Genomic DNA, 19,601 nt, shown 5'->3' with positions numbered 1-19,601 from the left:
TTGTATTACGACCAAATATATAAAATACTTAAATAAATAGAAGATTATTCTTGTTTTATGAAGGCAATATATAACTGGGATTTCCCTTTACCAGATACATTTTAAAGTTTAGAAGACACAATACTGAACATGCTAACTTAGCCATCACAGAAAGTTAAAAACAATCTTAAGTATAGCCCAAACAAGTCCCAAACTTTAGCCAAATCATATAAATTAACCATAGCTAATTAATCTTATTCCTCACCTCCCGAATCTCTTTTCTCAGCTCTCTAACCATATCTTTTAAACTCTCCGCACTTAAATCATCTGGCTCGAACTCTTTAGTGGCAATACTACAGGCATATTCCCAAATTTCAAGAATCTCTGATGCCTTCACTTCATAAGGTAAATAAACCGTATTATCTGAATGAAGCATCAGCGCATTCTTCCCGTTTTTGTTCAATCGCTTATAAACAATCCCCTCACTTTTGGTAACTATTATATAGGTTTTTCCATCCATAACATCCCCCAATCGTTCCACATATTGCCCCACAATAAAAGAACCTTCTTTATGTGGTGGCATCGAATCTCCTTCTACCGGAAAGGCTCGAAATTTTCCATTTCGTAAAAACGGCAGCGAAATATGTTGCAGGCTTTCAATAAATTCAGGATCCGAATAGCCCGAAGCATAACCAGCCCTTGCTTTGTGTGGTACAATCTCTATGATATTCTCACCATGCGTATCAACAGTTATCGGCAACAAAATCCTGTTATCGCCTAATTTTAGCAAGTCATCAATTGGTATTTTCTGCACATCAACCGAGAGCAAAATATCGATGCTGACATGATAATAATAGGATATCCTCTTCAAAATATCATAGGGAGGTTCAGAGCTGCCGTCTTCGTATTTGACATACCTTCCTCTGGTTATTAAAAGGCTCTCCGCTAATCTTTCCTGAGAAACATTCTTCTTGACTCTTAGATACCTGATATTATCGGAAAATAAAGACATAATTATTTTGTTATAATTTGTAACATCAAATATAGTTAATTTTGTTACAATCCGTACTAATTTTGTAAAGTATAAACAGAAAGAATTATGAACAGAGCAATTGTACACATGGATTTGGATACCTTTTTTGTATCCTGTGAAAGATTAACCAACTCCAAATTAAATGGCTTACCGCTGATTATTGGAGGCGGAGACCGTGGTGTTGTCGCTTCTTGTTCCTATGAAGCTCGAACTTTTGGTGTTCGTTCTGCCATGCCCATCAAAATGGCACTTCGTCTTTGTCCTCAGGCCAAAGTGATGAAAGGCGATATGGAATTATACTCCAAATTGTCCCATGACGTTACCCAGGTCATTGAAGACAAAGCACCCATTGTAGAAAAAGCGAGCATTGATGAATTCTATCTGGATATCACAGGAATGGATAAATTTTATGGTTGCTACCAATGGACCAACGAGCTGGCACAATCCATCACAAAAGAAACCGGTTTACCCATAAGCTTTGCTTTATCAGTCAATAAAACAGTCTCTAAAATCGGGACAGGTGAATCCAAACCAGTAGGGAGGTTAGAAATTCCCGAAACCATGGTAAAACCTTTTTTAAATCCACTATCTATTCAAAAAATTCCCATGGTCGGCGAAGTCACTTTTCAATTGCTGTCGCGTATTGGTATTCGTAACATACAGACTCTCTCCGAAATGCCTGCCGAAGTCCTGCAAAGAATGATTGGAAAAAATGGTTTGGAGTTGTGGAAAAAAGCCAACGGTATTGATAACAATCCGGTGGAACCTTATACCGAAAGAAAATCAATTTCAACGGAACATACCTTTGTTCAGGATACGATCGATATTCAAAAATTAAAATCCATTTTGGTAGGCATGGTCGAAAAACTGGCTTTTCAGTTGCGTTCGGAAGAATGGCTTACTTCAACGGTAGTGATAAAAATACGCTATGCCAATTTTGATACCGAAACCAAACAATGCAAAATCGCTTATACTTCGGCCGATCATGCTCTGACTAAAACTGTAACCGATTTATTCGATAAGCTATATCTGCGTCGGATGCGACTGCGCCTGATTGGCATTCGCTTTAGCGGATTAGTACGTGGCACTTACCAAATCAATCTATTTGAAGATACCGAGGAAATGTTATCGCTTTATCAGGCAATGGACAAAATGAAAAAACGCTATGGATTTGATGCGGTAGCCCGCTGTGCCGGTGCCAATCTTAAAACAAAAAGTAATCATGTACCTTAATTGCCATTCCTATCACAGCCTTCGCTATGGCACTATTCCATTAACCGAATTAGTGCAACTGGCCGCGGCATCTAATGTAAAATCCATGGCGTTAACCGACATCAATACGGTTACCGGGATTTACGATTTTATCAAACAATGCACGGCAGTTTCTATAAAACCTATCGTCGGCATCGAATTCAGATGCAACAACAAACTGCTTTATATCGGTCTGGCCAAAAATGCTGCAGGACTGGCCGAAATGAACCGTTTTCTGACTAGGCATAATTTTGATGCAACTCCCCTGCCCGATTGTGCACCGGAATTTCAGAATGTAACTATAATTTATCCATTCGAAAATGCTCCTGAAATCTTTAGGAATTTTGAATTTTTGGGCATACGCCCAGAACAACTTTCGATGCTGTTCAACCCTAAATGGAAAACTAAACTAGATAAAATGGTGGTTTTGCAGCCAGTGACTTTCCGTACCAAAAAAGAATTCAATCTGCATAAAATCCTTCGTGCCATTGATACCAATATCATTCTGTCAAAACTTAGCGAAGCTGACTATTGCAGCACATCCGAAATCATGATTCCATTGGAAATGCTAGTAGAAAAGTTTAATGACTATCCACAAATTATAGAAAACACCGAGGAGATAATTGACGAATGTAATTTCGAATTCGATTTCAAAACACCAAAGAACAAAAAATACTATACGGATAGTCAGGAAAATGACATCCAGCTTTTGAGAAAATTAGCTCAAGAAGGAATGTTAAGACGTTATGGAAACAATAATCCCCAAGCAATCGCAAGAGTGGAAAAGGAACTCAAAGTTATTGATGAACTCCAATTCAGCGGTTATTTTTTAATTACTTGGGATATTATCCAATACAGCAACAGCCAAGGATTCCTGCATATCGGTCGGGGTAGCGGGGCCAATAGTATCGTGAGTTATTGTCTCGGCATTACGGACATTTGTCCGATTGAATTGGATCTGTATTTTGAGCGTTTTTTGAACCTCAATCGCAAAAGCCCGCCCGATTTTGACATTGATTGGAGTTGGAAAGAACGGAATACTATTCTAGAATACATCTTCAATCGCTATGGTGCCGATCACGTGGCCTTTTGTGGCACTAATGTGGAATTCAAATACCGTTCGATATTTCGCGAAGTGGGCAAAGTATTTGGTTTGCCCAAAGAAGAATTGGATGCATTGGCCAAGAACCCCATGCAATTGCACGACAGCAATACGATAGTTGCCTTAGTGCAAAAATACGGCATGCTACTCGAAAAATACCCCAATCAGCGCAGCATGCATTCCTGCGGTATTTTAATTTCCGAAGAACCCATTACGAATTACACCGTCTTGGAAATGCCTCCCAAAGGTTTTCCTATCGTTCTGTTTGACATGCACATTGCCGAGGATATCGGTTTTGAAAAATTTGATATTCTCAGCCAGCGCGGTATTGGTCATATCGATGATTCCGTAAAACTGATTGAAAAAAACCGCGGAATCAAAGTGGACATCCGTGATACCACACTATCCAAAGACGAAGCTAAGGCGAACGAATTTCTTTGTATCGGAAATACCATTGGCTGTTTTTATATCGAAAGTCCCGCCATGCGTGGCTTATTGCGCAGACTCAAATGTGACAATTATAAAACTTTGGTCGCTGCTTCCTCTATCATTCGCCCGGGTGTTGCCCAAAGTGGTATGATGAAGGAATACATTTTCAGGCATAATCATCCGGATCGCTTCGAATATTTTCATGAAGTGTTCAAAGAGCAGCTGGGCGAAACTTATGGCATTATGGTCTATCAGGAAGATGTGATCAAGATTGCATTGCATTTTGCGGGAGTTCCCCCATCAGATGGCGACATCCTGCGTCGGGCAATGAGTGGCAAGGGACGCTCCACCGCAGCCTTGCAAAAAGTGAAAGACAACTTTTTTGCCTGCTGTGCGCAAAAAGGGCATCCCTTGGCACTGAGCCAAGAAATCTATAGGCAGATAGAATCCTTCGCGGGTTACTCTTTTTGCAAGGCACACTCCGCTTCTTATGCGGTAGAAAGTTATCAAAGTTTGTATCTGAAAGTCTATTATCCCATTGAATTTATGGTTGCCGTCATCAACAATCAAGGCGGCTTTTATAGAACCGAAGTTTATGTACATGAAGCTAAGATGTCCGGTGCCGTGATTCATACGCCTTGTGTGAACAAAAGCGACTATGAAACCACGCTTTACGGTATTGACGTCTATCTGGGTTTAATACATCTCGAAGGGCTCGAAACCAAAACTGCACATCGTATCGTTTCAAATCGCGAGGCAAATGGCGAATACCAATCGCTCGAAGATTTCATCAATCGCATCCCGATAGGGATTGAAGGCATACAGTTATTGATTTTTATTGGGGCTTTTCATTTTACGGGTAAAACAAAGAATCAATTACTTGTTATCGCAAGATTGATATTGGTCAATTTTAAACCCGAAAACCGGAATTTAATGCTACTTCAGGAACCCGTTAAGGAATACCAACTTCCTATATTGGAACGCTCCCCTTTTGAAGATGCTTTCGACGAAATAGAACTGCTGAGTTTTCCGGTCTCCTGTTCGCCATTCGATTTGCTTCAAACCAAATACCGAGGTGATGTCTTGGCCAAAGATTTATTGCAATACCATAAAAAAACAGTCAAAATGCTCGCCTATCTTATTTCAAGAAAACATGTCCCTACCAAAATGGGCCCTATGTATTTCGGGACCTGGATTGATGCCGAAGGGCAATTTTTCGATACAGCACATTTTACCAACAGCCTGCAGCAATATCCCTTTCAGGGCGGTGGCTGTTATTTGTTATTGGGGACAGTCGAAGTCGATTACCACTTCCCTACTATTACCATCACCAAAATGGCTAAGATGCCTTTCATTCCAGACCCAAGGTACACCCACTCCAAAGACCGACAATACAAAGCTCATCAACAAATAAAAGAAGATGTGAGCATGACGCATAGGCAACCTTATCCTCAGGAGATTAATCTGCCAAGGTATAGAATGACTGTTAACTAACTTATGGTTAAAAATGCAACCATAACAATTAGAGTGTTTTTGCGCTTCATAATTTTTAAAAATTCAAAACAAATTTAAGCCATTTTAAACGAGGTTTTTTTGTTGCTTTCAAAATTTCATTACTTGAGTCAAATAATTCCCAACTTCCCTTCCTTAATCATCTATTATACTCATTGATAATTGTTTTTTAGTCGCCGTTACTTTGGTAAGCGTTATGGTTCCATCCTTTGGTCCTCCACCATAAGAGAAAAACAGAAATATTCTGATTTATCTCTTTTCTACTTGAGTCTAATTGGTTATTAATTAGACAGTTATTACACCAACATAACTAAGAAACATACAAGCGCTATCCAAAAGCGCATAGTCAGTATGAAAAAAATTTGATGTTGCTGACGACACTGGCTTAGTGAAAGAAGGCATTAAGAAGGTTTTATTTAATACCACTTCTACAATTTTAACACACTTTACTTAATAACTGCCTTCTTTGTTAAAGGTTGTTGTCGCCGTATCTATATCTCATTTCTTCTTTATACTTTAGATACTGAATTTTCTTATTTTTTTTTAATGACACAAAGTGCACGTAAAGAATTAATACTAATGATTGCGAAGATTTTAATTTTATAAAAAATATTTATTACTATCAAAAAGTATAGAACAGATGAAAAAAATTAGAATTAAAAAATTTAAAAGTTAAAGCTATTACAAAAAAACAATTAACTAATAAAGGCGGAGAAGTACAAAAAGCTGCTTTTTTATCTATTGGTTCAGACTATATTGTAAAAAACTCTTGTGAGAGAGCCTGTGGTCCTATAATAGCAGATAATATTCCTGTAACAAAACAAAAAAATAAGTTATAACTTAAGAATAGGGCTATCCTAAATGAGATAGCCTTTTGTTTTGTATAATTTTGTAACTAAAATTATCAATGTCATCAAAAATTAGTATAAGTTGGTGTTAACATAAATTAGTAATTTATCTTATACTAAAAAAACATATTCTAAATTATTTATTTTTTAAAGTAATATGAAAATATTTTTAATTATTCTGACTTCCTTTTTTTATAATCTTGTTTTTGGTCAAAATCAAATAGATGGAAAAGCGTTTATTATTAATGATAAAAATGACTACTCATTTTTAGAAAAGGTACTTAAAACCAAAAAAATAGTTTTATTAGGGGAACAATCACACGGAGATGGGGCAACATTTGATGAAAAGGTAGAAATTATAAAATATCTTCACGAAAAACAGGGATACAATACGATAGTTTTTGAGAGTGGTTTTTATGATCATTATAAAGCATTTAAAGAGTATTCTGAAAACAAATCAAAAATTTCGATCTTCAATGAAGCCATTTTTGGAATCTGGTCAGATACAAAAGCATTTCAGAATTTATTGGCATATATAGATGAAAGAGCTCAGCAAAATGATACTATTAGAATTTTAGGATTTGACTGTCAAGAAGGCTCAATATTTGAAAATCATTATATGGATGATCTGATAAAATTGTTTAAAAATCGAAAAATTACTCTGACGGAAAATACTTTAAAGAGCATAGAAAAATCTTTTATTTTTAGAGATCTAGAAAATATAGCGGCTAATAAAAAGGACTCACTTGAATTATATAAAAATTTTGATTTAGTTATTGATTCGTTTAACAAAATTGCAAATCTAAATTTTGATGAAAAAATAATGAAGCAAGTTTTTGAAAGTAAAGTTGCAGATGTATCATTTGAGGTTAAAGGATTACAAAAACAAAAAATTGCAGTTCAAAATCCTAGAGATGAACAGATGGCAAAGAATCTTATTTTTCTATCAGATCTTTATCCCGACGAAAAGATAGTTTGTTGGGGTGCATCATATCACTTTGCTAACAACATTAATGAAATAGTATATACTGATGAGACTGAAGGGTATTTTAAGGAGCATGCAAATGTTGAAATAAAAAATTCAGGATATACAGATTACAAGTTGGGCGATGGTTCTAAGTTACTTGAAGGTGCTATACCAATGGGCGAATTGTTAAAGAAACACTTCGGTAACCAAGTATATAGTATCGTTTTTTCATCTTATGAAGGACAATATGGTATTGTAGACAGCAAATTTTTTTCAATATTAAAGCCACCTATTAACAGTATAGAGAAGCAACTTTTTGATAAGGGAAGTGGGAAGTTTTTTTTTGAATTTGATAAAAATGATGTAAATCCTTATTATTGTTCAGCTTTAGGAAATATTCCCTTTAAGGCAAAATGGGGGTCAATATTTGATGGATTAGTATTTATTAAAAGATCTTATCAACCCGAAATAAGAAGTTACCCAGAATCAATCAATCAAAATGACGATGAAGAAGTTTTTATTATTAATGGAAGAATAAGGGACTCAAAAAATAAAAAAAAGATAGCGAACTCAGATATTTCTTTGATAAATGCTAATAGAAGTGTTATTGCAAATAAAGACGGAGCTTTTAGTTTTAATATTCAAAAAAACAATTACACCGATAGATTGATAATTGCTGCAATGGGATATGTTTCAGATACTATTAGTATTTCAAAGTTAATTAATATTAATAAAAAGAATTTAGAAATTAGATTAAAGCCACATAAGTTTGAAGGAGTCGTTTTAGATGAAATTATTATTAATTCTAGCAGTAAAGTATTGACGGCTGAAGAAATTATTGCAAAAGCTAGAGATAATATTAAGATTAATTATTTTCAAAATCCGTACAATCAAAAATTCTATTATAGGACTCAAGTTATTGAAAAGAATAAAATCACATCAAATATAGAAGCTGTTATAAAGACATATAATTCTTATGGAATGAAAGGAATTAATATTCCTGATAAAGAAATGTATGGAGAAATAGAGCAAACAAGGAAACTTGTTGAAGACTCCACTAATAACAGATATGGTAGAATAGATAATTTCGCTTATATTTTTGATAGAGATATAATAATGAGTAAGTCCAATGTACTGTATAGATCAGCATCTTATAATTTAAAAAAAGAAAGAATAATCAGTTATAACGATAGAAAAGTCTATAAAATAAGCTTTATAAATAATTCTCCAGGAACATATTCAACGGGATATGGGTATCCCGCACCAAAGAAATCATCCGGAATAGTATATATAGATACGAAAACTTATGCCGTATTGAAATATGAACATTGTGTCGTAAGGGAACCATTTGAATTGAAAAACAAATCTGACAGAATGGCTCAAATGATGCACAAAATCATTTTTACATACAAAATATTTGAAGGTAAGTATTTTATAAATTATTGCAATGTTATTGATAAAACTACTATTTTTTCAAAAAACGATAATCTAGTTTTAAGTGAAAAATTTTTAGTAAATAATGTAATGTCGCTTGAAATTAATTCAAGTAATTTAGATAAAATTGAAAGACCACTTGCAAAAATTAATCAAATGACTAGCCTCAAAGAAGATACTGAATTTTGGAATAAAAATAATTTCATACTTCAAGATGATAAAGTAATATTCGACTTGTGTGATTAATTTAAACTATTAGCTTTCTTAAAAAACGAATAATATTAGAACCAATTCAGTTGTACCTGTATCAAAATTTAAAGTGTCTTTTTCATTAAAAATAGCTTTTTGGATATGCAAATAAAACCTGCAGTATAAGTTAAGCTACATTTTTGTAATTAATTTGATTGTTAAATTCTTCAATAGTTGCATAATTCAAAGCAGAATGTCTTCTTTTTCTATTGGCATTGTAGAAAACAAAATACAGCCTACAAGTAAGTAAACAAAAAGAGAAACAAGACCCGTAAGTATAAGATTTAGCCAATTTCCCGTAACTCTTCTACTCTCATAAATAATACCAATAAGAAAAGCAAACAACTTTGCCTGCACTAATTTTTGTGTATAAATAATACTGCTAATTAGTACTAGTCCAAATAATTATAGAATATCGATTTATAAATAAAAAATCTTTAATTTTTCCACGTACAGAATTATACTTTATTGAATTTAAAACGCACTTTAAAATACGATTTACGGTTTATTACCCAAAAAAAAGGCCCAAAACCATAGCTATCAAAAACAATATTCCGCCAATAGTTTTAGTGACTGAAGCAAAAAGTTTGTAATTATTTTCATTATTTCTTTTATCATAATGGTCAAACACAACTGACATCATATTTGCAATTGCAAATAAAAAAGAGGCATATAAAATCCACGCGAGTATGCCATTATAATGCGATCCTTGTCCAGCTCTTTTACCTGGTATAAAAATATCATCTACCATTACACCTATAGTCCCGTAAAGAAGGACAAACATTGACAAAAGAATACTTGCAATCCTTTCCTCTAAAGGAATACGATTAGGATTATACCCTGTTGTTTTATTTGTATTTTCTATTTTATTATCCATAGTTGACATTTCTCAGTATGATTGTTGTTTCACTAAAAACCTTTTTTGCTAAAAGGTCTAATTAAAATTGCTAGTTTCTTATTAGCGGAGCAATCAGGTATAACGTCAGTCTGTGAAAAAACCTCTGTTGATTTCTTTCAAAAATAACTAAATTATTTTAACAAAAGGAAGAAAAGTAGTATATTTAACAATGCAACATATCAGTGGAATTTCCCGCCATCAACTAAGTTTATCTAGTTTAGAAGATACTATTTTACCCGAAAACCCCGTTCGATTTATCGATGCTTTTGCAGAAACTATAGCATTGGAGTCTTTGGTTTTTTCAACTCAAACCATAAAAGCCGAAGCACGCCCGAGCTCTGATAGCAAAGTATTTCTTAAAATCTATTTATACGGTTTTTTAAACGGACTTCGAAGCTCTAGAAAGCTAGAAAATGAAATCAAGCGTAGCGGATTCACGAATGCAAAAAACAAATAAATATTTCATGAGTAATGCATACGTAATATAGATTACCTGCAAGAGGGTAAGCAAATCCGTAACATAATTGATAAAAGGAGGCTAACTTTTTAGTCCAAAGCCTTCGGCGGACAAAAAGTTGTTTCCATCTTTTCCAACAAGCCGTTGCAGCGGAATTCTATACTCGAAAATTAACCGACATATAACCCTCTAAAAGTTGTGAATAACTTTATGATGCTTTACATAGGAACGGCTGTTATGGGAAGTGCTTATATAATAATTTCTATTTCATCTTCGTTAAACCATTCTAACTTTAACATATTAGTTTTTAGTTGCTGCGCACTATCAGTGTAAGCAACAACAGCCAAACTCTCTTTTGCTCTACTACATCCAACATAAAAAAGTCGAGCAGTACGATCTATTCCCGTTTCTTTACCTTCTGAAATATTTTCATTGTCACCTTTCGTTAAATCTTTTAAACCGAAGAGTTTGTCATAACTAAACATAAATCCTCTGGACTCATCATCATCAATGACAACCATAACTCTCTCAAACTCTAATCCCTTAACTCCTTGGTGAGTTCCGAAATTAGAACTCTCAGAAATGTAATCATTGTATCTTAATATTTCATTGAAATTTGAAAGTAGAGCTTGATCCCAAGCAGAAAGAATTTCATCGTCATCTTCTTGTTCTTCTTCATCACCTACACTTTTTGTCCTTTCGATAGAAAGTTTTAAATCACTTGGAATAAAAAATAATTTTGACTCATTAACTTGTAATAGCAATTCTAATAAGGTTGGCTGCTTTTCAGCTTCCCACAGCTTTAATAAATTATCAACATTTATTTTAGCTTGATTTAAGATTTCTTTTTTGTCAACTTCTTCATTAATATATTTTCTATCAAATAGCGGCGAATTTCTTTTTACAATATTTGCAATTTGGAATTTATTACCTGTTTTATGTGCATTGTATAATGGTAATATTATTTTCGTAAAAAAATTAACAGAAGATAATGTTCCATCTAGTAATCCTTGTTTTAATTTATCAACTTCATATATAGGGTTAAAAAAAGTATTAAAACCCATTCTAACTGCAGCCATGTGATGTTCTAAAGTTAGAGTTTTGACAGACTTATCATCGTTCCAATTTTTATCAGTTGTAAGTTCAGACATTTTACTCTTTATCTCATCTTCAACAGTTAATTTGTCCGATGTTCTAGCAACTATGAATAATCTAATCATCCCACCCGATTTTTCTACACGAGCTAATTGTTGTTGACTATCGATATCTTTTCTAATTTTATTGTTTAGTTCAATAATTCTAGATTTAGACCGATGATTTATCTGTTTTACTGGTTTTAACCAATCTTCAGGTAATTCTTCTCCAAGTTTTTCTTTACCATCACTATAAATGCGCTGCATCGTATCACCGAACAGACCTAATGAAAATATTTCTTTAAATTCAGATTGAAGCCCGAATAAAGATTCAATTAAATCTTTTTTTGTGTCTTGACTTTCATCAATTAAAATAATTGGAAACTTATTAATCAAAATTTGTTTGAATAAATCTTTTGAAGTAAGAAAAAAACAAGTAATAGATATGACTTCTGAATGATTTAATGATGCTTTGGTATAATTATCTCCATTTGGATTGTAAACAAACTTATTTATTAACGGTAGAACAATTAATCTTTTCTTTTTAGATTCTAACTTTTTTCGATTAGAAATTGCAGTTTTATTATTTGCGTCTCTAGCTCTTGAGAGTTTATCTTCAAGATCAACTATTGATAGTTTAGTATCTATCTCGACCCATTTTTTTATATCTGCAGTGTAATTTTTAATAAGCTCCCAACAAAAACTATGTATTGTACTTACTGCACAAATTGAATCATAAGATAATCTGTGATTGATTTCATCTGCAGCAGCATTTGTGTAAGTTATTATAGCAATTTTTCTATTACGAAGCTTGTAATCAATGCCATATCTTTCCTTGAATGAAGTTAATACATTTACTAATGTTCTAGTTTTTCCAGAGCCAGCACCTGCAAAAAGGAAAAAGCTTTTTGGTGATTTTGGATTTAAGCAGTTGAAGACATCATCATCAACTTGTTTGTCAATATCATTATTTTCTGCTATCATTGTACTGGTATTTCAGATTTAGAAATATTTTTTATTGGTTTTAAAATCTTTTCTAACCAGTCTAAACCTTCTTTGATATAAGTTGGTACTTTTAGATCTTCTGGTGCTTCAAAATATAATACATCAAGTGCAAATTCAGCCTTTTTTACACCATTCTTATTTATTGCATCATAAGCTTTTTTACTAGCAATATTTTTATCTTCTTCATTAGCAACATCAACCATTTTTTTTAATAAACCAGATGTTGCTTTGATTTCTTTAAATTTATCTATGTTCTCTAAAACTAGTGCATCTTCAAATGTGTAGGGGTATACCCTTGTTCCACCTAAATTTATCTCACTTTGATAAGCAACCCTGATGGGATATTCTGTTAATAATTTATCATCAAATTTCAGATTTATCAGTTCATCAACTTTTAACAAACTTGGATTCCATGTTTTTAAAGTGTCATTATTGGTTATTTGTTCAACTCCTAATTTTGGTTGGCATTTTAAGTACCTACTTTCAGGTGGAGTTTTTGAATTGTCAGTATGTTTTTCTTGAGAATCTAAATCGGTAATAATTAAAGTTGCTAAACCCAGTTTTTCTATAAGTGGTTTTAATCTATGTGCATGACTTCCCCCTATTTCTAAAATTGTTATATAACAACTATCAAGAACATCATGATGATTCTTAATAAAGTGCGGTATTAACATTCTTTCAGCAGGACCTTCAACTAATATAGCTGCATCTGCAAAGAATAAATCATTATGAGTTGTATTCAAATATCTTATTACAAATTTTTCAGTTTCTTTTTCTTCAGGTATAGTAGAATTAAAAACTGACTTTATGCTTAATACTTCAGAAGTAGGTGGCTTAGATACTATATTTCTTTTAAAATATCTTAAGCTTTCAAATTTTTGATGTGCTATGTAACTTGAGTGAGTGCTAATTACTAATTGCGTTGTAAAATCAGTATTTTCATTCAAATTATCATGAGCTCTTAAAATATCATAAGCTTTCTTTATGAATACTTGTTGAACTTGTGCGTGCAAATGAGCTTCTGGTTCTTCAATTAGGACTAAATGTATTGGTTCAATATTTTCATCATCTAATAAATTTTTTCCCTTTTTCATCCATTCATCACGAAATCCAATTAACTTAAACACCATTGAAATCAGATTTTGGTAACCTAAACCATTGTATTTTTCTGGTAATGACAGACCTTCTTCTAAATTGTATCTGACAGCAGAATCATGATTTAAGCCATCGGTAGCTTTAATGAGTGATGTTATTGTTATTTCTGGATTACCAAATCCAGGGTAATTCAAGATGCTAAGCTCTTTGAGCGGGGCTTCAAAACTTGAATTCAAATTTTTATCAAAAGTACTTTGTGCTTGATTCAACTTTTCTAATGCCTCTAAATCTTTTTCATTGGGTTCTATTGAAGGATTTAAATGTTTGTCATAATAAGAGCGTAGTTGTGAAGACAATGATTTATTACCACTGGATTCAGGATTATCTGAATTGGCATCACTAAATCCACGTTGCGCATTAATTGTGTGAATTTTTATTAAACCATTTAAAGGATTGCCCTCAATTTCCATATTTAAGTCGGAAAGTTCTTGGTCTACTTCGTTTAGCGCAGGATCTAATAAAAATGATTTGACCTCAAATAATGTAGGTAATTTTTTATCACAAAATTGCGAGAAGTTTTTAGGCCAAAGTTCTACATCTTCTCCTTCTCTTGCATTTAAAGCTATGACCTTTTTTCTCGAGATTATGTATTGTTCTATAAGATCTTCTAAATTTTTAGGTCTTAAGATAAGTCTTAAACCAAGCAAGCCGCCTTTCCAGTCTAGTGTTGGTATAATGTGGCTAATATATCTTAATTCAGAAAAATCAACATTAAACCACAAATCTAGTGAAGGCAAAAAAGGTTCAAGCAATTTGATGCTCTTATCAGCATCATCTACATTTTCTTTTTCAACCCAAACTTCTGCTATTGTATTTAAATCCTTCCAATTGGTAATTGTAAAGTCTTGTATTTTAAAATTTGGTTTGTCGAGAAAAGCAATGAGTGCATCCATAGCAGTGGTTTTTCCGCTATTGTTTGCACCTACAAATATTGTTTCTTTATCAGAAAATTCAATTTTACAGCTTTTAAGTTTTCTAAAGTTCTTTATTCTTACAAAGTCAATTTTCATGTTTTAAAATTATAGATTGGTTTGGTGTTGGCGGTTAGCGGTTAGCGGTTGGCGGTAGTTTTTATTCTGCAATTTTTTTTAGTAATTTCGCTGTTTTAGGTTCAATATTTCCTTTATATTTTAAATTAGATGCTTTTTTATTAGTCAGCATTTGGTAAAAAATACAAGCGTTTAAAAAAGCACCATACTTATTCGGATGGTTATCATCTTCATAAATTTCAATTTCGGGATGTTTTGTCAAAATTTCGTAGAATTTAGTTCCATTATCCGATTTCTGCAATCCATTTTTTTTAGCAACCAAATCATAAGATTCATTAATCAGTTCAATCTCTTGCTCTAAATTCTCTATCGTTGGCGAACAACACTTGCCCTTTTCAATTGATTTGTCTATAGCTCTTGATGGATAGCAATATTGTTTGGGATATTCTTCTTTGGAAGGCCAAGTATTAAACAATATGAATTCACAATTTGGATTGTTCACTAAATCTTTAAAATCCAAAACGGCTTTATTTACTTTTAAATCACGATTTTCACCAATCAAGACGCTCACAGTTCCAGTTTGCAGAATAATGACGTCCCAATTTTTTCCAGCTATTTTTATTTCAGTTTCTGTGGTTTCTCCATCCTCCTTTTTTCTTGTGCTAATTCCATTCTCTGTCCGAGATTCGATTATGTTGTCCAAATGATCAGATAATGAAAATCCAGGAAACGTGCTTTGTTCAATTTTTATATTTGGATCTGTTTCATTCAGCATTTCTTGGACTGTTTGTGGCATATCGTAGAAATATGTGAAGCTGTTGCCAATAAATAGCACATTTATCTTTTTCGCTGTATCCTTTTGTTGCGAATTACAGCTAATGCTTAGTAGTGTTATTAAAATTAACAGAATGTTTTTCATAAATGACGATCTTTCTCAAATTACTGCCAACGTCAGTCTGTGAAAAAACCTGCGTTGATTTCTTTCAAAAATAGTTAAATTATTTTAACAAAAGGAAGAAAAGTATTATATTTAGTAATGCAACATATCAGAGGAATTTCCCGCCATCAACTAAGTTTATCTAGTTTAGAAGATACTATTTTACCAGAAAACCCCGTTCGATTCATCGATGCTTTAGCCGAGACTATAGTATTGGAGTCTTTGGGTTTTTCGATTCAAACCATAAAAGATGAAGGTCGCCCGAGCTTTGATAGCAAAGTGCTTCTCAAAATCTATTTATACGGTTATTTAAACGGACTTCGAAACCCTAGAAAGCTAGAAAATGAAATCAAGCGTAGCGGATTCACGAATGCAAAAAAACAAATAAATATTTCATGAGTAATGTATTCGTAATATAGAAGTACAAGTAAGAGAGCAAGCAAAGCCGCAGCATAATTGACAAAAAGTTGTTTCCGACTTTTCCAACAAGCCGTTGCAGCGGAATTCTATACTCGAAAAAGAACCGACATATAACCCTCTAAAAGTTGTGAATAACTTAACAATGCTTTACATAGGAACGGCTGTTATGTGCAGTGTGAAATTAATCTTCTTCTGGAAGTTGATCCATAACATTGATTTTAAATATTGAATATAAAGCAGGATGAACATAAAATTTGCAGTTATTTGAGATGTCTGACTTTTCAATTATTACTTCTTTAGTGTAATAAAAAGCAGTTGGATAATCTGGACTCTTTTTTACACCTAAAATTCCTATCCTGTATAGAATAAACATTAGTTTTTTTTGAAATGCGATAAAGTTAATGGTATCATTTTTCCAATCTTTAACCGCAAAAAGAAGTTCTCCTTTCAAAACGTTAGTCTCTAAATCTTCAACATAAAGTTCTGTGAATGCATTTTCAGAAACAGATCTCAACTTAAATCCGTTGTGAATACCTTTTAAAAAGCCACAAACATTCGATATTTTACCATAATTTTCAAACCATTCATCTTCCAAGGCTTGAAACCTTTCGATTGAGTATTCTGGTTCTGCTTTCGAAATTATATCACTAGAAAATGAAGTTTTGTTATTTGCATTTGCAATTATGTGATTCATAAACGAAATAACATCTCTAGGACGATAAAAAGTTCTTTCTAAAACATAATCGAGCCCTTTTTTATTACCTCTACGGATTTGATTAAATGCATCATTTATTCCTAATTCATTTTCAGATAGTATTAGTAGTCGTTTATTAATCAATTCAGCAAGTTCTTCAGAAGACCATTCTAATTTTGAATATAATGGTTTAAGTTTTTCTCGTTGACTTCCCTTATGTTGGTGTTTGGCAAACACAATTTCGTTTAAATTTTCTCTTAAAGAAATGACAATTTTAATTCCTTGAAGTTGCCTAAATTCTTTAATTACATCCACCATTGCCCCAATCAATTCTAATCTAAGTGAATCTTCGATCCATTCAGTATCCAAATCGTCAATAACAATATAATATTTACGTTGATGATCAATAAATAAATCATCCTTCATAATATCCATTATATCTAAAAGCTCTAGTACTTGAGAATTGGAAATAATTGATTCAGCCTTATGTTTCGCCTCATAGATAAAATTTTCATTTCGAAACTTTTCATCAGCAAATCCAAATTTGATTGCGTCTGCATCAATGTTGAGAGAAGCAATAAATTTTTCTTGAATATTTTTTTCAAAACTTTTTACTAGTAATTCAGTCTGTTGCCAAAAATCATTGGACCAAGTTTCCATATATTTTATAGCTTTTTCTTTTCTGGGATTCAATTTTTTCCCATTTACAATACTTGACTTTAATCGTTCAAAAAATGATTGTTTTTTGAATGCAGAAGTTTCATCAAAATACATTTTTAAAAGCTCAACTATAAAAACATGTTTCCAAAGAACTTTATAAAACAAATTTAAATTTACTCCAATAGAATCAAAATATCTTAATATCGTTGAATTACTTAAAAACCGTAACGACATAGATTCTGGATCTATTCGCCTTACATTCTCACATTTATCATCCAAATATTTGATTATTGCACTTTTTCCACTTCCTGTGCGCCCCAGAAGAATTGATTTTTGATTTTTTGTCTCAAGAATTTCTTCTAAATTATCTATTGAAATGAAAGCTGAAAGTAGTAATTCGTCTGTTTCGGCGTCAGGCGAACCAATCAACTGACTTTTCTTGATTTTGTATTTTGACATTCTTAAATAATTTTAGTAAAACAATTTGAGAATTTTAAACGAAGAATATTTACTCAAGAGCGTCAAGTTATTAGATAAGTTGTTAACACATTGCACATAACGTCTTGGCGCTACAAGATGATTGTGGTTAAGGATGCGAGTTTTTTCCATTAAACACTAATTTTCCAAATACAAAACTATCTTCAAATTTAGCCAAATGCCCAAGTATTTTGTAACGGCTGTTGTGCGATCGTTTATTTATTTACATTCAATTTTCCCTTTAAAATAGTATTCAGTTTCTTTTCTGAACCTCCAAAATTCACTCGGGATATTTGTTTCTCTAATTTTCAATAAATAAGATACAATGATTTGTTTTGAATTTTGTTCAAATGGATTTTTGTTAATATTAATTTTAGCCTCAATTACTTCATATTCTGTTTTTGAGCCATCTTCAACATCGTCGGTATAAGAATATTTAACAGTGTCAATTTTTAAGTTTTTCTTAATTTCAATTTCAACTTCAGTTGATTCATAACCATCATTTTTGGAGTTTAATATTTTTAGATTTTCATTATTTAATTCAATTTTCGAATATCCATTATCAAAATTTTCAACACTGTCTTTACAAACGAATAAGTTTTCAAATTCAGAATATTGAGTAAACATTTCATCGCTAATTTTGGCTTTTTCAAAATCCTTTTTCTCTTGTTTTGAAATTCCGTTACAATTCAAAAAAAGAATCGAAATCATTAAGTAAAATTCTTTTTTCATCAGTTTTTCGGTTAAATGTCGCACAACGTTCTGGCGCTTGGCAAGGTTGGGAATTAAAGATGCGAGTTTTTTCCATTATGCACAAATTTTCCAAGTACAAAACCATCTTTAAATTCAGCCAAATGCCCAAATATCTTGTAGCGGCTGTTATGTGCCGTTTATTTTACTACTGACTTATTTCCCATAATTTTGTATCCTTATTATAAAACATTTTTTTTCTGTAAGTATCTAATAAAATAAAGGCTGAATCAATTTTTTTCGATTCAATATTTATGTAATGAGTTGTATCCTTTTTTTTAATTTTTATTGACTTCCAAAATCTAATGTCATAATAATTTTCAGCTAATTTAACTTTATTATTTTGTGTAGATAATTTTGATTCCAAAGCACTTATTTTTGAATCATTTTTTTCGTTAGTTAATCTTAAACTATCAATTTCTTTTAATAAATCATTATAACTTATGACTTTGTTGTTTCTTGTTCTATAATCATATGTTGTTGTGTAAGTTGAATCAGGAAGCAATACACGTCTAACTCCCAATATTTGATTTGCTATTGTATCTGTTTTAATGTCTTCTATTTCGGTATTTAAATGATTTATTTTATCATTAAACACAAAAGACAATATTAGTAAAATAAGTAAAATAACACATACAGTGAATAGGCTGAAAACGAGATTTTTTGCTCCTTTAAAAAATTTAATTATTTCGTCAAATTTTTTAGCAGTTTCATTTAAAACTTCTGCTCTATTTTCTGTTTCTTCATTTTTTAGTAATTCAAGATTTTTCTTAACGATTTGAAAATCATTTTGAATTGGCTCACTTTTTTTCGTTTTTTTCATAGCTAGTGAGTTTTAAATTTAGGTCTTTATTTTCAATTTGTATTAATTGTAATTGTGTTTGAATAGCTTGAATTTCTATGAAATTTTTTTTCTGTATTTCAAGAATTTCGATATTTCTTATGTTATTGTTGTAATAAATTCCTACACCAAATCCCATAGCAAATAAGGAGACAATTGCAGTAATTGTTCCTGTACTAGTTCCCAAATTCTTGACTAGTTTTTCAATCGCGATATTTACGTAATTATGTGTTATAAGTGTGGTTTTTTTACGGTTTTGAGGTTAAATGGCACATAACGTTCTGGCGCTTGGCGAGGTTGGGGAATAAAGATGCGAGATTTTTCGGTTAAACACAAATTTTCCAGCTACAAAACCAACTTCAAATTAAGCCTAAAACCCCA

The 19,601-nt window shown here is 32.2% G+C and carries 14 protein-coding genes; 5 read left to right on the top strand and 9 right to left on the bottom strand.

Annotation, left to right across the window (positions count from 1 at the left end):
* Positions 1-223 precede the first annotated feature (223 nt).
* Positions 224-991, bottom strand: coding sequence for an XRE family transcriptional regulator (locus ACMDB5_RS10035; protein WP_413998126.1), 768 nt, complete (start codon positions 989-991; stop codon positions 224-226).
* Positions 992-1,078: 87 nt separating this feature from the next.
* Between ACMDB5_RS10035 and dinB the strand changes: the two genes are divergently transcribed.
* The 3 genes from dinB (at position 1,079) to ACMDB5_RS10020 (ending at position 8,801) form a co-directional block, all read left to right on the top strand.
* Positions 1,079-2,245: a DNA polymerase IV gene (gene dinB, locus ACMDB5_RS10030; protein ID WP_413998125.1), complete on the top strand. Its 1,167-nt coding sequence runs from the start codon at positions 1,079-1,081 to the stop codon at positions 2,243-2,245.
* Positions 2,235-5,288 carry a DNA polymerase III subunit alpha gene (locus ACMDB5_RS10025; protein WP_413998124.1) on the top strand — a complete coding sequence of 1,018 codons (3,054 nt, stop codon included), beginning with the start codon at positions 2,235-2,237 and terminating at the stop codon, positions 5,286-5,288. The genes dinB and ACMDB5_RS10025 overlap by 11 nt, the downstream gene beginning before the upstream one ends.
* 1,023 nt (positions 5,289-6,311) lie before the next feature.
* Entirely contained in the window at positions 6,312-8,801 is a 2,490-nt protein-coding gene (locus tag ACMDB5_RS10020) for an erythromycin esterase family protein (protein ID WP_413998123.1), read from the top strand.
* Positions 8,802-9,312: 511 nt separating this feature from the next.
* On the opposite strand, the gene ACMDB5_RS10015 is transcribed toward ACMDB5_RS10020, so the two are convergent.
* The gene (locus ACMDB5_RS10015; RefSeq protein ID WP_413998122.1) at positions 9,313-9,681 is read right to left on the bottom strand and encodes a hypothetical protein; all 369 of its coding nucleotides are present in this window, start codon (positions 9,679-9,681) and stop codon (positions 9,313-9,315) included.
* Between the two features lie 190 nt (positions 9,682-9,871).
* Here ACMDB5_RS10015 and ACMDB5_RS10010 point away from each other — a divergent pair, with 190 nt between their 5' ends.
* Positions 9,872-10,159, top strand: a complete 288-nt coding sequence (locus ACMDB5_RS10010) for a transposase (RefSeq protein ID WP_413998121.1) — start codon at positions 9,872-9,874, stop codon at positions 10,157-10,159.
* A gap of 248 nt (positions 10,160-10,407) precedes the next feature.
* Here ACMDB5_RS10010 and ACMDB5_RS10005 read toward each other — a convergent pair whose 3' ends face one another.
* The 3 genes from ACMDB5_RS10005 to ACMDB5_RS09995 form a co-directional block, all read right to left on the bottom strand.
* Positions 10,408-12,276, bottom strand: a complete 1,869-nt coding sequence (locus tag ACMDB5_RS10005; protein ID WP_413998120.1) for a UvrD-helicase domain-containing protein — start codon at positions 12,274-12,276, stop codon at positions 10,408-10,410.
* Complete coding sequence (locus tag ACMDB5_RS10000) at positions 12,273-14,462, bottom strand: ATP-dependent endonuclease (protein ID WP_413998119.1); 2,190 nt, start codon at positions 14,460-14,462, stop codon at positions 12,273-12,275. The genes ACMDB5_RS10005 and ACMDB5_RS10000 overlap by 4 nt, the downstream gene beginning before the upstream one ends.
* 61 nt (positions 14,463-14,523) lie before the next feature.
* A complete protein-coding gene (locus tag ACMDB5_RS09995) occupies positions 14,524-15,237 on the bottom strand; it encodes a DUF4886 domain-containing protein (protein WP_413998118.1) in 714 nt (237 codons plus the stop codon).
* Positions 15,238-15,477: 240 nt separating this feature from the next.
* On the opposite strand from ACMDB5_RS09995, the gene ACMDB5_RS09990 reads away from it, so the two are divergent.
* Entirely contained in the window at positions 15,478-15,777 is a 300-nt protein-coding gene (locus ACMDB5_RS09990; RefSeq protein WP_413998117.1) for a transposase, read from the top strand.
* Positions 15,778-15,979: 202 nt separating this feature from the next.
* On the opposite strand, the gene ACMDB5_RS09985 is transcribed toward ACMDB5_RS09990, so the two are convergent.
* From ACMDB5_RS09985 to ACMDB5_RS09970, 4 genes are all read right to left on the bottom strand, one after another.
* Positions 15,980-17,611 carry a P-loop ATPase, Sll1717 family gene (locus tag ACMDB5_RS09985; RefSeq protein ID WP_413998116.1) on the bottom strand — a complete coding sequence of 544 codons (1,632 nt, stop codon included), beginning with the start codon at positions 17,609-17,611 and terminating at the stop codon, positions 15,980-15,982.
* A 237-nt stretch (positions 17,612-17,848) separates the two neighbouring features.
* Positions 17,849-18,361 carry a hypothetical protein gene (locus ACMDB5_RS09980; protein ID WP_413998115.1) on the bottom strand — a complete coding sequence of 171 codons (513 nt, stop codon included), beginning with the start codon at positions 18,359-18,361 and terminating at the stop codon, positions 17,849-17,851.
* A 166-nt stretch (positions 18,362-18,527) separates the two neighbouring features.
* Positions 18,528-19,202, bottom strand: coding sequence for a hypothetical protein (locus ACMDB5_RS09975; RefSeq protein WP_413998114.1), 675 nt, complete (start codon positions 19,200-19,202; stop codon positions 18,528-18,530).
* On the bottom strand, positions 19,180-19,407 hold the full coding sequence (locus ACMDB5_RS09970; RefSeq protein WP_413998113.1) for a hypothetical protein: 228 nt from the start codon (positions 19,405-19,407) through the stop codon (positions 19,180-19,182). The genes ACMDB5_RS09975 and ACMDB5_RS09970 overlap by 23 nt, the downstream gene beginning before the upstream one ends.
* Positions 19,408-19,601 lie beyond the last annotated feature (194 nt).

The organism is Flavobacterium sp. W1B, assembly GCF_047344965.1.
Lineage (GTDB): Bacteria > Bacteroidota > Bacteroidia > Flavobacteriales > Flavobacteriaceae > Flavobacterium.
This window is presented reverse-complemented; position numbering and strand designations above follow the sequence as displayed.

Coding starts and splice junctions, on each gene's coding strand:
- ACMDB5_RS10025 (WP_413998124.1), top strand. CDS start 2,235: ATGTACCTTAATTGCCATTCCTATCACAGCCTTCGCTATGGCACTATT.
- ACMDB5_RS09995 (WP_413998118.1), bottom strand. CDS start 15,237: ATGCCACAAACAGTCCAAGAAATGCTGAATGAAACAGATCCAAATATA.
- ACMDB5_RS10015 (WP_413998122.1), bottom strand. CDS start 9,681: ATGGATAATAAAATAGAAAATACAAATAAAACAACAGGGTATAATCCT.
- ACMDB5_RS09990 (WP_413998117.1), top strand. CDS start 15,478: ATGCAACATATCAGAGGAATTTCCCGCCATCAACTAAGTTTATCTAGT.
- ACMDB5_RS10020 (WP_413998123.1), top strand. CDS start 6,312: ATGAAAATATTTTTAATTATTCTGACTTCCTTTTTTTATAATCTTGTT.
- ACMDB5_RS09985 (WP_413998116.1), bottom strand. CDS start 17,611: ATGTCAAAATACAAAATCAAGAAAAGTCAGTTGATTGGTTCGCCTGAC.
- dinB (WP_413998125.1), top strand. CDS start 1,079: ATGAACAGAGCAATTGTACACATGGATTTGGATACCTTTTTTGTATCC.
- ACMDB5_RS10000 (WP_413998119.1), bottom strand. CDS start 14,462: ATGAAAATTGACTTTGTAAGAATAAAGAACTTTAGAAAACTTAAAAGC.
- ACMDB5_RS10010 (WP_413998121.1), top strand. CDS start 9,872: ATGCAACATATCAGTGGAATTTCCCGCCATCAACTAAGTTTATCTAGT.
- ACMDB5_RS09980 (WP_413998115.1), bottom strand. CDS start 18,361: ATGAAAAAAGAATTTTACTTAATGATTTCGATTCTTTTTTTGAATTGT.
- ACMDB5_RS10035 (WP_413998126.1), bottom strand. CDS start 991: ATGTCTTTATTTTCCGATAATATCAGGTATCTAAGAGTCAAGAAGAAT.
- ACMDB5_RS10005 (WP_413998120.1), bottom strand. CDS start 12,276: ATGATAGCAGAAAATAATGATATTGACAAACAAGTTGATGATGATGTC.
- ACMDB5_RS09975 (WP_413998114.1), bottom strand. CDS start 19,202: ATGAAAAAAACGAAAAAAAGTGAGCCAATTCAAAATGATTTTCAAATC.